Origin of the sequence: Collinsella sp. LCP19S3_A7 (assembly GCF_052121995.1) — a bacterium.
Classification (GTDB): domain Bacteria; phylum Actinomycetota; class Coriobacteriia; order Coriobacteriales; family Coriobacteriaceae; genus Collinsella.
The window spans coordinates 227,042-240,394 of the sequence record NZ_JBQKDE010000001.1 but is presented as its reverse complement, the minus strand read 5'-3'; the positions used below and the strand labels follow the sequence as shown (position 1 = coordinate 240,394).

The 13,353-nt window shown below is 61.3% G+C and carries 14 protein-coding genes; 9 read left to right on the top strand and 5 right to left on the bottom strand.

Going from position 1 to position 13,353, the window contains the following annotated elements:
- Nucleotides 1-39 precede the first annotated feature (39 nt).
- Together ACTQV3_RS01000 and ACTQV3_RS00995 are read left to right on the top strand one after the other, a co-directional pair.
- The gene (locus ACTQV3_RS01000) at nucleotides 40-1,260 is read left to right on the top strand and encodes a M20 family metallopeptidase (protein ID WP_441068358.1); all 1,221 of its coding nucleotides are present in this window, start codon (nucleotides 40-42) and stop codon (nucleotides 1,258-1,260) included.
- 39 nt (nucleotides 1,261-1,299) lie between these two features.
- Entirely contained in the window at nucleotides 1,300-1,980 is a 681-nt protein-coding gene (locus ACTQV3_RS00995) for a DUF1015 family protein (protein ID WP_441068360.1), read from the top strand.
- 139 nt (nucleotides 1,981-2,119) lie between these two features.
- Here the strand turns inward: ACTQV3_RS00995 and ACTQV3_RS00990 are convergent, their stop codons facing one another.
- The 3 genes from ACTQV3_RS00990 to ACTQV3_RS00980 all read right to left on the bottom strand — a co-directional run bounded on the left by ACTQV3_RS00990 (nucleotide 2,120) and on the right by ACTQV3_RS00980 (nucleotide 4,067).
- Nucleotides 2,120-2,755, bottom strand: a complete 636-nt coding sequence (locus tag ACTQV3_RS00990) for a histidine phosphatase family protein (protein WP_441048236.1) — start codon at nucleotides 2,753-2,755, stop codon at nucleotides 2,120-2,122.
- A gap of 17 nt (nucleotides 2,756-2,772) precedes the next feature.
- Complete coding sequence (locus ACTQV3_RS00985; RefSeq protein ID WP_441068362.1) at nucleotides 2,773-3,315, bottom strand: histidine phosphatase family protein; 543 nt, start codon at nucleotides 3,313-3,315, stop codon at nucleotides 2,773-2,775.
- Nucleotides 3,316-3,395: 80 nt separating this feature from the next.
- A complete protein-coding gene (locus ACTQV3_RS00980) occupies nucleotides 3,396-4,067 on the bottom strand; it encodes a nitroreductase family protein (protein WP_441068364.1) in 672 nt (223 codons plus the stop codon).
- A 233-nt stretch (nucleotides 4,068-4,300) separates the two neighbouring features.
- Here ACTQV3_RS00980 and ACTQV3_RS00975 point away from each other — a divergent pair, with 233 nt between their 5' ends.
- Both ACTQV3_RS00975 and ACTQV3_RS00970 read left to right on the top strand, forming a co-directional pair.
- A complete protein-coding gene (locus tag ACTQV3_RS00975; RefSeq protein WP_118099399.1) occupies nucleotides 4,301-4,903 on the top strand; it encodes an HdeD family acid-resistance protein in 603 nt (200 codons plus the stop codon).
- A complete protein-coding gene (locus ACTQV3_RS00970) occupies nucleotides 4,904-5,386 on the top strand; it encodes a YaiI/YqxD family protein (RefSeq protein ID WP_154515742.1) in 483 nt (160 codons plus the stop codon).
- Nucleotides 5,387-5,518: 132 nt separating this feature from the next.
- Here the strand turns inward: ACTQV3_RS00970 and ACTQV3_RS00965 are convergent, their stop codons facing one another.
- The gene (locus ACTQV3_RS00965; protein ID WP_441068366.1) at nucleotides 5,519-6,601 is read right to left on the bottom strand and encodes a putative manganese transporter; all 1,083 of its coding nucleotides are present in this window, start codon (nucleotides 6,599-6,601) and stop codon (nucleotides 5,519-5,521) included.
- A gap of 171 nt (nucleotides 6,602-6,772) precedes the next feature.
- Between ACTQV3_RS00965 and ACTQV3_RS00960 the strand changes: the two genes are divergently transcribed.
- The 5 genes from ACTQV3_RS00960 (at nucleotide 6,773) to ACTQV3_RS00940 (ending at nucleotide 12,484) form a co-directional block, all read left to right on the top strand.
- Nucleotides 6,773-7,741: a 3'-5' exonuclease gene (locus ACTQV3_RS00960; protein ID WP_427719557.1), complete on the top strand. Its 969-nt coding sequence runs from the start codon at nucleotides 6,773-6,775 to the stop codon at nucleotides 7,739-7,741.
- Between the two features lie 439 nt (nucleotides 7,742-8,180).
- A complete protein-coding gene (locus ACTQV3_RS00955) occupies nucleotides 8,181-9,371 on the top strand; it encodes a hypothetical protein (RefSeq protein WP_441068368.1) in 1,191 nt (396 codons plus the stop codon).
- A gap of 410 nt (nucleotides 9,372-9,781) precedes the next feature.
- A complete protein-coding gene (locus ACTQV3_RS00950) occupies nucleotides 9,782-10,150 on the top strand; it encodes an ArsR/SmtB family transcription factor (RefSeq protein ID WP_441068370.1) in 369 nt (122 codons plus the stop codon).
- A gap of 63 nt (nucleotides 10,151-10,213) precedes the next feature.
- On the top strand, nucleotides 10,214-10,432 hold the full coding sequence (locus ACTQV3_RS00945; RefSeq protein WP_195363207.1) for a cation transporter: 219 nt from the start codon (nucleotides 10,214-10,216) through the stop codon (nucleotides 10,430-10,432).
- 99 nt (nucleotides 10,433-10,531) lie between these two features.
- Nucleotides 10,532-12,484: a heavy metal translocating P-type ATPase gene (locus ACTQV3_RS00940; protein ID WP_441068372.1), complete on the top strand. Its 1,953-nt coding sequence runs from the start codon at nucleotides 10,532-10,534 to the stop codon at nucleotides 12,482-12,484.
- A 98-nt stretch (nucleotides 12,485-12,582) separates the two neighbouring features.
- Here ACTQV3_RS00940 and ACTQV3_RS00935 read toward each other — a convergent pair whose 3' ends face one another.
- Nucleotides 12,583-13,353 (bottom strand): Cof-type HAD-IIB family hydrolase, encoded by a 771-nt coding sequence (locus tag ACTQV3_RS00935; protein ID WP_441068374.1) that lies wholly within the window; start codon nucleotides 13,351-13,353, stop codon nucleotides 12,583-12,585.

Here is a 13,353-nt window from a genome sequence, read left to right as displayed (position 1 = left end):
ACAATCGGTTTTGGAAGCAAACTGATTGTGAGGTTACATATGGTTGATGAGAACTTTGCCTGGGGGCTTACGCAGGAGCTCGTGAAGATTGATAGCTCGGACCCGGGCGCCTATGAGGGCGAGATCGAACACTTCATTAAGAGGCTCATTGAACAGCAGCTGGCGCAGCTTGATAGTCCTGCGCTCGATGCCGTGCAGGTTGCAGAGCTCGAAGTACTCCCCGGGCGCCGCAACCTTATGGTCACCGTGCCGGGTGTGAGCGACGAGGCGCGACTCGTCTACATCTGCCATATGGATACCGTCACCCTAGGAGATGGCTGGAACGCGGACACGCCGCCACTCGGGGCGACCGTGCGCAACGACAAACTCTATGGCCGCGGCGCCTGCGACATGAAGGGCGGCCTGGCTTGCGCCATTACCGCACTTGTCCACGCACTCGAGCGCGTGGCGGCAGAGGGCGAGCTGCCCCACCGCGGCTTCTCGCTTATTTGCTCGGTTGACGAAGAGGACTTTATGCGCGGCTCCGAGGCGGCCATCGATGCCGGCTGGGTCGGCTCGCGCGAATGGGTGCTGGACACCGAGCCCACCGACGGACAGATTCAGGTGGCGCACAAGGGTCGCACGTGGTTCGAGATCGAGATGACCGGCGTCACGGCGCATGCGAGCCAGCCCTGGAAGGGAGCGGATGCCGTCGCCGCCATGGCCGAAGTCGTATGCTCGCTTCGTCGTGCGTTTGCGGCGTTGCCCGCACATGAGGAGCTGGGGGCTTCGACCATCACGTTTGGACAGATCGAGGGCGGCTATCGCCCCTATGTCGTGCCCGACCGCGCCAAGGTCTGGGTCGATATGCGCCTGACGCCGCCGACCGATACGGCCGCCGCGACGCGCATGGTAGAGCAGGCCATCGCCGGCGCCGAAGCCACAGTCCCCGGTTGCCATGGAAGCTATACCGTGACAGGCGACCGCCCCGCCATCGAGCGCGATCCGGTCTCTCCCCTTCTAGCCGCGCTCAAGCGTGCCGCCGATGACGTGACAGGCGCGGACGCGACCGTCGGCTTCTTTACCGGCTACACCGACACTGCCGTCATTGCCGGCAAGACGGGTAACCGCAACTGCATGAGCTATGGCCCAGGCTCGTTGGCGCTCGCGCATAAGCCAAACGAGCATGTGCCCCATGCCGATATCGTTCGCTGCCAGCGGGTGCTGATCGCGCTCGCCGACAACACGCTCTGGGGCGCGAATAGCCAAGTTGGGGCATAATAAGCCGCGAACAAACCGACTCGCGCGTTAGGACTGTCCATGAAAGCTCTTCCGTTTCCCTGCATCCGCCCGGCTCAGGATCGCGTGCTCGAAGCGCTGCCGCAGATGGGCGACATCCTGAGCGGCAACGACGCCCTGCGCGGTGCGATTGCCGATGGGCTCCTGCTCAAGGATCCGGGTGCGGCATACTACGTGTACGAATGCTCCGGAGAGCCGGGACGCGTGACGGGCGTTGTGGCGATCTGCCCGGTCGGCGTACTGACGGGCGACGACGCAGCTTCCGCAGATGCGGCCGCAGCCGCCCGTACAATCACCGAGCTCAAGGTGCAGCCGCGCCCCGTGTCGCTCGCCTACGAGGCGTCGCCCGTCATGGATATCATCCTGGGCGCCGCCAAAGAGGGCGCATCGCTCTACGCCGTCACCGATCCCGCAGGCATTACGCATCGCATATGGGAAGTCAAGCGCGAGGACGCTGTTGCCGCCATCCGAGCCATGCTCGATCAGGCACCGGAGCCGGCACTGGCCGACGACCCCGCCTACGCCGTCGCTCTGACCGGGGCGTCGCAGCTCCTGGCAGACGAGGCCCGCGCAGCCGGCACCTACACGGGCAAAGAGCCGTTCAACTTTACCGTGGCCGTGCTGTTCCCCGCCGCACAGGTCAGCGGCGTCGCGCCGCAGGTTCCGACGGGTCTGCTCACTCACCAGATCGCACGGTTCTAGCGAACTCAAACGCGAAGCTGGAAAACCCAGCATCCAAACAAACAAACAAACAAGGGACGGAGATGCAATGCCCGTGCATGCATCCCCGCCCCTTTCGCATCAAACAATTACGCCGGCGACCCGCATCGCCGCGCCCGCGCTACCCACGCCGCGGGCCCGCTGCCGCCACGAGCGGCTCTAGCCCCAGCTCACGCGCGTAATCCTCCTGCGTAAAGACTTCGACCAGTTCAAACGTATCGGTTGCATCGTCAAACGCAAAATGCAGAACCGAGCAGTTGCCCGGCACGCGCTCGCGCTCGTCGGCCGCCGCTCCCCTAGAGTGGTCCAAAAACTCCTTGATGGCCGAGGCATGGCTCACCGCGAGCACGCACGAATGGTCCGGGCGTCGCATAAGATCGGTCAACGTCGTCACCATGCGCTCACGTACCTGCATCTGGCCCTCACCGCCAAACTGACGATAAAAGTCACGCCACGGACGCTCGGGCATCAGCATCACGCGCTCGGCCTCAAAGTCGCCAAAGAACCACTCGCGCAGACCATCCAGACGCTCGTAGGCAAGGCCCGGCCACAGGCTGGCGATAGTCTGCTCGGTGCGGTGCAGCGTCGAGGTGTAGGCGTGATCGGGCTCAACGCCACGCGCACGCAAGAACATACCGGCACGCGCCGCCTGCTCGCAGCCCAACTGCGTGAGCGGCGAATCGCTCCATCCCTGAATAATGCGTTTAAGGTTGAATATCGTCTGTCCATGACGGACCAGATACAGATCTTTGTTCATAGGGGTCCTTTCGTTCGTTACCAATCAAGGAGCGAAAACGCCCCGTCGCAATAGCCAAAATGAAGCACGGCACCGTTGTCGGGCTGCTCTCCCCCGCCGGTCACGCATCTAAGAAACTCCTGGCAGGCAGAGCCATGAGAGACCGCAAGCACACGATCGTGCTGCGGTCGGGCCATAATACGGGACAGCGCCGCGACCATGCGCGCCCGAAGCTCGCCTTCCGACTCGCCATCAAAGGCCACCGGATAATCGCCCCAGGGCTGCGGCGGCATATCGCGATTTGATGTGCCCTCCAGCGTGCCCAGGCGCCACTCGCGCAAATCATCGACCGGCTCTATGGGAAAATCCTCGCCAACGATCAGCTCGGCCGTGTGGCGCGCCCGACCCAACGGAGACGAATACGCGTGGTCAAAGGAGATGCCGCGCGCCTCAAACGCCGCGCGCGTCGCCAGTGCCTGCTCGCGCCCGCGCTCCGTGAGCGGCGAGTCTTGCCAGCCCTGCAAAATGTTCTGCACGTTAAGCTCGGTCTGCCCATGCCGAACCAAATACAGATCGGACACACGCCCTCCCCTCGCACCACCACAAAGGGGACAGGCACCTTTGTGGTGGTTTGCCGCCGGATCGCGCCGCAACGACGCAACTACACCAGCACGTCGGCAAGCGGACGCTTGGGCACGTGATGCACCTGCGCCTCGTCGCGCCAGTAATTAATAGAACCGTCGGGGTTGGAATCGATCGCGTCGATAACCTGGGTCTCGGCCGGCACGCCAAAGGCCATGATCAGCTTGAGCTCGTACTTGTCGCCGTCGAGCCCCATCGCATCGATCGCGCGGGGCGTAAAGGCCTTGAACATGCAAGCCGCCACCTCGGGCGTTGCGCTGCGCGCGGCGAGCATCATCGTCTGAGCCGCGATGCCCGTGTCGACCTCGGTGATAGGCGCGGCGGACTTGCCGGGAACGGTGCGCTCGGCAAGAATTGCAATGTAGCCGGTCGGACGCTCGCCCTCGACAGGACCCGGCCAGTCCTTGAGCGCCCCGGCCCATGCAAGCTCGTCAAACACGCGAGCGCAGTCCTCGGCACCGCTCACCACATGAAAACGCAAGCGCTGAGCATTGGCGCCACAGGGGACCAGGTGCGCCAGCTCTGCCAGCTCGAGCAAAAACTCGCGCGGCACGCGCATGGACTCGTCAAAACGGCGGCATGTGCGGGCGCGACGGACCAGCGCATCAAACGCATCCAGGCCAAGCTTTTCGCAACCTTGCTTTGCCATCGACTCGGCGCTCGACGGCACCACGGGAACTGCTTCGTTCATAGGGACCCCCAAAAAGCCAATTGTTCTTAGGAAAATCTAACCTAAAACGCAGGCAATAACGAACAGAGCTGCAATGTTCTACACCTGTTGAATAGAAAATCGCGACGTGGGGAACAACGGAAACAAATCGGGGCCTTTGGGTTACGTTTCGCCCTTCCCAACCCATATACCAGTACCTTTAGGCGATACTGGTTGTAACGATCGCGGCTTACGCCGCACAGAAAGGAGGCCTCATGGGCATCTTTAAGAATGACGACCAGCAATCGAGTCTGTTTGGATTTGACGAGAAAAGCATGGCAGGCAAGGCGATTAAAGCCGTGCGCTGGATCTACGCCGCCACGGGTGTCATCGCACTCATCGCCGGCATCGCGCTGCTGTTTGCACCCGCTAAGACCCTCGTCTTTTTGACGACCGTACTGGGCTTCTACTTTGTGATCACGGCTGGCGTCAGGCTGTTCACCGCCATTTTTGAGCCGCTGCTGCCCGCCGGCTGGCGCGTCACGAGCATCCTCGCCAACCTGCTCATCATCTTGGGCGGCGTGGTGATCCTGCGCAACCAGGCGCTTTCGACCGCGACGCTCAGCACGCTTGTGGTGGTCGTGGCCGGCTTTGGCTGGATTGTCGAGGGCATCATGTCGATTCTGGAGTCCGAGCTTTCTTCCAACCGCGCCCTCGCCATCCTGAGCGGCGCGCTCTCCATCATCGCCGGCGTGTTCGTGTTCATCTATCCGCTGTGGTCGGCAAAGATGCTCGTCATCTTTACCGGCGCTGCACTCCTGGTGTTTGGCGTGACGCTGGTTATTCGCGCTATCCGCTTTGGCAAGCTGGTGCACTAGATGCCGCGAACGCTGTTTATTGATGCCGACGCCTGCCCGGTCACGCGTGAGTCGATCGACTGCGCGCGACGGGCGGGTGTTGCCGTGGTTGTCGCCGGCAACAGCACACAAAACCTGGAGCGGCACATTCGCCGTGACGACCCACGCGATGCCGAGCACGCGCGACGTGGCTTTTGGGTCACAACGCTCGACGTGAGCGTAGGCGCCGATAGCGCCGACTTTGCCATTATCGAGCGTCTGCAGGCAGGCGATGTGGTCGTGACACAGGACATTGGCCTGGCCAGCATGGTGCTCGGTCGCGATGCCGCCGCCATCGGCGTGCGCGGGCGCGTGTACGACAAAGCCACCATCGATATGCAGCTGTTTATTCGTCACGAAGAAAAGAAGGTGCGCCGCGCCGGCGGTCGCACCCGTGGACCGGCAGCCTTCACCAGCGAAGACCGCGCCCGCTTTAAGCGCAACCTCACCGACCTGCTGCGCTAACCAAGGTAGATTTTTGGGACATGCCTAAAAATCTACCTTTTTGTTTTGGCGATTGGCGCGCATCCAACGCCGGTCATGGCGGTAGATGCTTGAGGCATGCCCCTGTTTTTAGGGGATACCTCAAACATCTACTTAGAGGCCAAAGGCGGAAAGGATAAGACCCCAGCCGGCGCCGATGACGTACATCATGACCAGGAACACGGCGTTTTCGCGGGCGCTGCGGTTGGTGCGGAACAGTACCAGGTAACCCACGCCGGCAGAAATGAGCGTGCCGGCGAGCATCGGTGCCAGCTGCAGCGCGCCTTCCAGATACAGCTGCGTAATGACCACGCTCGCCGAGCAGTTGGGAATGAGGCCGACAAGCGCCGAACCCAGGACGGCGAGCGTCTCGTTGCCGCGCAGGAACTGCTCGATCGCGGACTCGCCAAAGGTCTCGAGCACGGCGACCAGAATCAGCGTCACCAGGAAAATGAATACCGAAACCTGCACGGTGTGCGAAATCGCGCTGCGGATAATCGACAGGACAGGCGCGCCTATGTGTGAGTGGGAGTGACCGTGGTGGTGTTCGTGCTCGCCCTCGTGTCCGTGGTCGTGGCCATGTCCGTGGTCACGCTCGTCCTCGTCTTCATCACAACCGCAATGATCGCGCTCGCACAGCTCATGGATGTGGTCGGCGCTCACGCCCGCCTCGGCCACCTCGTCGATGATGTCACCGCCGCTGTGATCGTCATGCGCGCAGTTAACGTGCGCCGGATTGGCAGCGGTTCCCAACACGGTACGGCGGATCGCCGCATGAGCACGGGCGTTGCGACGCAGGCCGCGAATGGCGGCATCTACGATAAAGCCCGTGACCAGCGCGATCAGCGCCTTCGAAGCCAAAAGCATCGCCATAGTCTGCACGGGAACCTGCTCGGCAAGCAGCAGTGGCAGCATCTCGTCGGAGGTCGAGAGAAACACCGCCACCAGGGTGCCCAACGTCACGACGCGACCGGCGTACAGCGTTGCCGCCATCGCCGAAAAGCCACACTGCGGCACCATGCCCAGCAACGAGCCAACCACGGGGCCAGCGGCGCCGGCACGCTTGATGGCGCCGTTGACGCGATCGCCCGCCACATGCTCCAGCGTCTCGAGGGCCAGATATGTCACCAACAAGAACGGCACCAGCGAGAGCGTGTCCTTGCCGGCGTCGAGCAAAATATCAATCAGCAAATCCATGACGGATGGAACCTTTCGTGTCTTTCGGCAGCATTGTAAAAGTCCTAGCGGTCAACTAGGGTATTGTAGTTGTCCTAGGCGTGATGCCAATAGTTGCCTGTGGTAAACTATCATCTCGCCACATCTCAATGACCCCGAGCCGCACGACGCGGCCCGTCCAAGGAGCAGTATATGAACGTTTCGCAAGCACTCGAATACGAGCGCCAGCCGTTTATCCCCATGTTCATCTATGGCGATCACGCCGCCATGGAATCCGAGCGTCAAAAAGGCGAAGAGGCCCTCAAGGTGCTCGAGACCGAGTACTTTACCGCCGAGGGCGACCCTGGCTTCGACTTTGCCACCGTGCGCGACCTGGCCGACCGCAACCGCGACCTATGCGACCAGATTGGCGAGGCACGCCTGCGCAACGTGACGCCCGTGACGCTTTCGCGCGGCCTGTCCGACGCCGATACCTGCGCCGCCATCGGCAAGATGCAAAAGCGCACCGCCGCGTCCGTCATGCGCGAGATCCGCGGCGACCGCGATGCGCTCGGCGTGGCGTACGCCCGCAAGCCCATCCAGGGCACGGTGCTCGGCATCGACATCGAGACCACCGGCCGTGCACCCGAGCGCGGCTACATCATCAACGTGGGCTGGGAGATCATGGAGCTCACCAGCGACGCCGTCCCGCACGACGCCGAGGCACACTACTGCGGCCTGCCCGATATCTACCGCGGCGAAGATGTGCCGCTGTCGAATATCCATCACATCACCTGGGACGACATCGACGGCAAAACGCCCTTCCGCGAGAACAAGGAGCTGCAAAAGCAGCTGCTCAAGCTCATGAAGAAATACCCGTACATGGCGCACAACGCCGCCTTTGAGGACAGCTGGTTCAAGATCCATCTGGACGGCTATGCCGAGGCGCGCCGAGCCGGCAAGATTATCGTCATCGACTCGCGCCAGATCTGCCGCAGCCTGGACGCCGACGTGCGCTCGCTCCCCCGCGAGTCCGCACCCGCCGCGCTCGAGAACTGGGCACGCCGTCGCGGCACCCTCGCGCCCGACGCCAACGAGCAGCACCTGGGCCTCGACGACACCGACCTCATGCTCCGCACGGTGCAGGCCGAGTTCAACCTCAAGAACCTGTTTGCCAAGTAGATTGCCAAGCAGAGACGCCATTCGCGAGCAATACTTGCCGGACCATAGCGCCCCGCGCAAAAGCGACACGCCGAGGCGCCCCCCTCAAGCGACGCAAAAACGGGCCGATGTCCAAGCGGATATCGGCCCGTTTTTCGCGCCGTGCAACGCGGCCCTCCAGCCCCCGATGTCTAGCCGCCGCATAACCAAGAACTTCATCTGCGCATGTTCAAGCCAAATTGCACATTTTTGTTGACGCCGCCTTTGCATCAAAACGATGCTGATCAGCATCAGTTGTGGAGGTCTGCGTAGCCAGCGAGCTGCGACAATGCTCCAAATAGCATCTTTCTCCATCATTGGCGTCAAGCGCTTGGACAGCTTTTGTTATGCCGCGCCATTTTGCCTTGGCGTTCATTGCGAGCCCCGCCGCCTGGTCTGCCATGCTATCTGTATGAGTATCGTGCTTTCACATAACACGGCAAAAGCGGTCTACCAAGCCGCATACTCGGTATCCGTAATTGGCACCGAGCCCTGCAGCCCTGCCAAGATCTACGGGGCGCGCCCCAGCAAGGAGCTGCTCGACTCTGCCGCCGACTGGCTCGCCAGGCACAACGTCGCTCTGGATAACGATGCCCCGCTCGATACAACGGTGTTCGAGCGCGCAAACGTGCGCAGCATGACGGGCTGCAAGTGCCACGTATCATCCAAGCGATTCGCGGGCTCGCGCTTTATCAAGCTTGCCGACGACATCTATATTGTCGGCGTCGAACTCTGTGCGCTTCAGGCCGCAACCTATCTTCCCTTTCGAGAACTTGTGGAGTACTACTTCGAACTGTGTGGAGCCTATTCCCTTGGGCACGATGCCTCGACATCCTATACCGAGCGCTTCGCGCTCACCTCGACTTCGAGCCTTAAACATTTCTTTAACTCCCTCATCGACTGCAAGGGCCTCGAACTTGCCCGAAAAGCCATCCAATGCGTGCGGGACGGATGCCGATCGCCGATGGAAACGGCGTTTGTCATGATGCTCACGCTACCCAGGCGCGAGGGCGGTCTTGGCATTAGCGAGATCGAGACCGACTACGAAGTAAAGGTCACAGCTGCTGCAAAGAATCTCACGCGGCGCGAAAAGTTCTATATGGATGCATATCTCAAGCGGTCCCGAACCGACATCGAGTACAACGGATTTCAGCACGATGCCGAAGAAGACCGCGCCATTGACGAAGAGCGCAAGAACGCGCTGGCGTCCATGGGCTACGGAATCATTACCGTCAGTCGCTATTCCTTTATGCACGCCAGCGCCTTCGCCAGGGTTATGGAGGCAATCCAGCGAAAGGAGGGCATTCGCCCATCGCGCCTGCCCAAAGATTTCGCAATCAAGCAAGAAGAGCTGCGACAATTTGTGCTCAGGAGATTTATCGAGGAAAAGAAGCGTATTGAGGAGCTCCTCCGTCAAGACGCAGCGCAGGGTAATGCACTTGAGCTCGAGCGCGCAGTGCTCGAGGGCATCTCGCTGGACGACCCGACGATCAACAATGTCCCGGCCATCGACGACATGCAAGTCATCGAGCTGGATTGCCCGGAGTTCGCCCAAACAAGCACCTCCACACCCGAAGGCAGGGTGTACGGGGCCAGAACAGAGGCGGACTGACAGGGTGGGTACCCCGGCGACGTGCGAAAACGGGAGTTTTCAGCAGAGCCGAGTATCCGAGGGCGGCCGAATTGCCCCATTTTGCACCGAAGCCGCTGTTTTCGATGTAAGTTAGGCAACAGCTGGGGAATATCTATTGCCATTTGCACTCCAGTAAAGCCCTGTGGCGGCAAACGACGCCGTATCATGCAATAAATAACCCCTCGTCGATGCTGAAAACTCCCGTTTTTGCACGTCGCTAGGGTACCCACGTTGGCATCGGCGGCCTTAACCGCGTCCACAATGCCCTTAGCCGCCTCTGGGGCCAATCGACAGCAAAAAATTTCGCAAATTATATTGACATATGAACATGCGCTCATATACTCGGAAGTAAGTTATATGAGCACATGTTCATATGAAAGGATATTGCAATGAGCGAACACGCCGATGAAATAAGGACCGACATCGACACCGCCATCGTGTCCGACATCCCCACCACTTGCTCGCCCGAGGACCTTCCCGACGAGGAGCTGCTGTACGACCTTGCCGACTTGTTCAAGGTTTTCAGCGACACCACGCGTATCAAGATCCTCTACGCTCTCATGGGCCGCGAGCTCTGCGTGGCAGACATCGCCGAAGCGACTGCGACTTCGCAGTCCGCGGTGTCGCACCAGCTGCGCACGCTCAAACAGTCGCACCTGGTTAAATTCCGGCGCGACGGGCGCAATATCCTCTACTCGCTCGCCGACGATCATGTCTACACCATGCTCAACCAAGGCATGAGCCACATCTGCGAATAGCGACCAACCACGGTACCAGCGCGGTCTGCACCCAAGCCGCAAATACAGGGAAAGGAACCCATCATGAAAAAGCAGTTCAAACTCGACGAGATCGACTGCGCCAACTGCGCGCGTAAGCTTCAGGACGAACTCGCCAAGCTCGAGGGCGTCAAGTCCGTTTCGGTCAACTTTATGACTCAGAAGCTGACGCTCGAAGCCGACGACGCTGAGTTCGACGAGGTCCTTGATCGCGTCGTGGAGTTCACCGCCGACGCTGAGCCGGACTGCGAGATCATTCTCTAGCCCAGGTTTACGCCAACCTGCAAGGCCGCGCTTGTCGCGGCCTTTGTCGCGATGTTATATGAGTGGGTGTTCATACATTCAAATGGGAGGATACGAGTCATGGCCACCGCCGACCCCAAGAAGAAAAAGAAGAAGCGCAAGAAAAAAGAGTCACTCGAGCATAAACGCAACCGCATCCTGGTAGCGCTGGGTATTTTTGTCGTGGTGTACGCCCTCGATGAGCTCGGCGCCCTCACCGCCGCATTCGGCACCCCAGGCAACATCTACGCCAGCTTTGTGCTGTTCCTCGTGCCGTTTTTGATTGCCGGCTACGACGTGCTCCAAAAGGCATTCAATAACATCCGCCGCGGCAAGGCATTCGACGAGAGCTTCCTCATGGCCGTCGCGACCATCGGCGCGTTTGCCACGGTGCTCTTCCCCGATACCGACCCGCACATGGCCGAAGGCGCCGCCGTTATGCTGTTCTACCAGGTCGGCGAGCTGTTCCAGGCATACGCCGTGGGCAAGAGCCGCAAGTCGATCAGCGCCATGATGGACATCGCGCCCGATTACGCCAACGTTGAGCAGGCTGACGGCACGCTCGAGCAGGTCTTTCCCGATGACATCGCCGTCGGCACCGTCATTGTCATCAAGCCCGGCGAGCGCGTGCCCATCGACGGCGTTATCGTCGAGGGCGTAACCCAGCTCGACACCGCCGCCCTCACCGGCGAGTCGGTCCCCCGTACCGCCAAGACCGGCGACGATATCATCAGCGGCTGCATCAACATGACGGGTCTTATCCGCGTGCGCACCACCAAACCCTTTGGCGAGTCCACCGTCGCGCGCGTCCTGGAGCTTGTGGAAAACGCCAGCGAAAAGAAGGCGCGCACCGAAAACTTCATCACACGGTTCGCCCGCGTCTACACGCCCGCCGTCACCGGCGCGGCCGCGGTGCTCGCGCTCGGCGGCGGCCTGGTGACCGGTGCTTGGTCCGATTGGATCCTGCGCGGCCTGACCTTCCTCGTCGTCAGCTGCCCGTGCGCACTCGTGATTAGCGTGCCGCTGAGCTTCTTTGGCGGCATCGGCGGCGCGTCCAAGCTGGGAGTTCTCATCAAGGGCTCCAACTACCTCGAGGCGCTCGCCGATGTGGATACCGTCGTCTTCGACAAAACCGGCACGCTCACCAACGGCACGTTCTCGGTCGTCGCGGTGCACCCCGAGGACGGCTATACCGAGCAATCGCTGCTTGAAGTCGCAGCCCTCGCCGAGTCGTTCTCCGACCACCCCATCGCGCAGTCGGTGCGCGCCGCCTTCCAGGGCGAACTCGACCCCAAGCGTGTATGCGACTCCACCAACGACGCGGGCCATGGCGTGACGGCGAACATCGACGGCAGGCACGTCGTCGTCGGCAATGCCAAGATGCTCGCCGCGTCCGGCGTTGAAACACCGGACTGTGAGGTCGTCGGCACTATCCTCCATGTGCTGGTCGATGACGTCTATGCCGGTCACATCGTAATTGCCGACACCGTCAAGGCCGATGCCGAGCAAACGATTCGCGAGCTGCACGCCGCCGGCGTCAAGCGCACCGTCATGCTCACGGGAGACCGCGAGGAAGTGGCCGCCGCCGTGGCCAATCAGCTGGGAGTCGATGAGTTCCACGCGCAGCTTCTGCCAGGTGACAAGGTCGAGCGCGTCGAGGCATTGCTGGCGACCGAATCGGGCAAGGGCAAGCTCGCCTTTGTGGGCGACGGTATCAACGATGCGCCCGTGCTCACCCGTGCCGATGTGGGCATTGCCATGGGCGCCATGGGCTCCGACGCCGCAATCGAGGCAGCGGACGTTGTACTCATGGACGACAAACCGTCCAACATTTCCCGCGCGATCCGCGTGGCTCGCAAGACCATGACGATTGTTTGGCAGAACATCATCTTTGCACTGGGCATTAAGTTGCTGATTCTGGTACTTGCGGCACTGGGCATTGCCAACATGTGGCTCGCCGTGTTCGGCGACGTAGGCGTGGCGATCATCGCCATCCTGAACGCCATGCGCGCGATGGGTGTCAAGAACCTGTAGCATGCGTGGCTGTCCGGCCGGGCGACGCGGCACACAACGCGCAAGGGGCGTCCCCAACTGCCGGCAGAAAAGGAACGTCCCCAAGTGCCGGGCCGCAGCTATAGCAGCCCAAAGTGCTTTGCGGCGTTGTAAATTCCGTCGTCGTCCACGGCGGTCGTCACGTAGCTCGCCGCAGCCTTTACCGTGTCTTGCGCGTTGCCCATGGCCACGCTCGTGCCCACGGCGGCAAACATCGACAGGTCGTTCTCGCCATCGCCAAAGGCGATCGCCTCGCTCGCGTCGATGCCCAGGCGCTCCAGCGTCGCCGCCACACCCAGGTCCTTGCCGCCGTCTGCCGGAATAATGTCGCAGAACAGGTCGCACCAGCGCGTGGTGAGCGAATGCGACACGGCATCGGTCACGATATGCTCGTCGGCAGGATCCACAAAGGCGCAGAACTGGTAAACCGGCGCATCGAAGGCGTGCTCAAACGGCTCCTCGTGGTAGACGATTCCCGCGTTGTTGCCGGCCGTCACCACGCGCTCGGACAGGCGGTTCACAAACGAGTTCTCGCCCTGCATGCACAGTGAGTCGTAGCGCCCCTGCGCCACCTGGTCCACAATCACCGCAACGTCGTCCGGATCAATCGGGCAGCTGCGGTAAACGCCCTCGGCATCAAAACAGTGCTGGCCCGAAAGCGTAATGTACGCATCCCAGCCCAAGTCGAACAGCCAATCCGGCATCTGGTAGGTCGGGCGGCCCGTGGCGATCACGCACGCAATCCCCTGCTCGTGAAAGCTGTCGAGCACTTGCTGCGCCGACGCCGGAATCCGGTGCGTCTTAAAGCTCAGTAGCGTGCCGTCGATATCGAAAAACGCGGCTTTGATCAT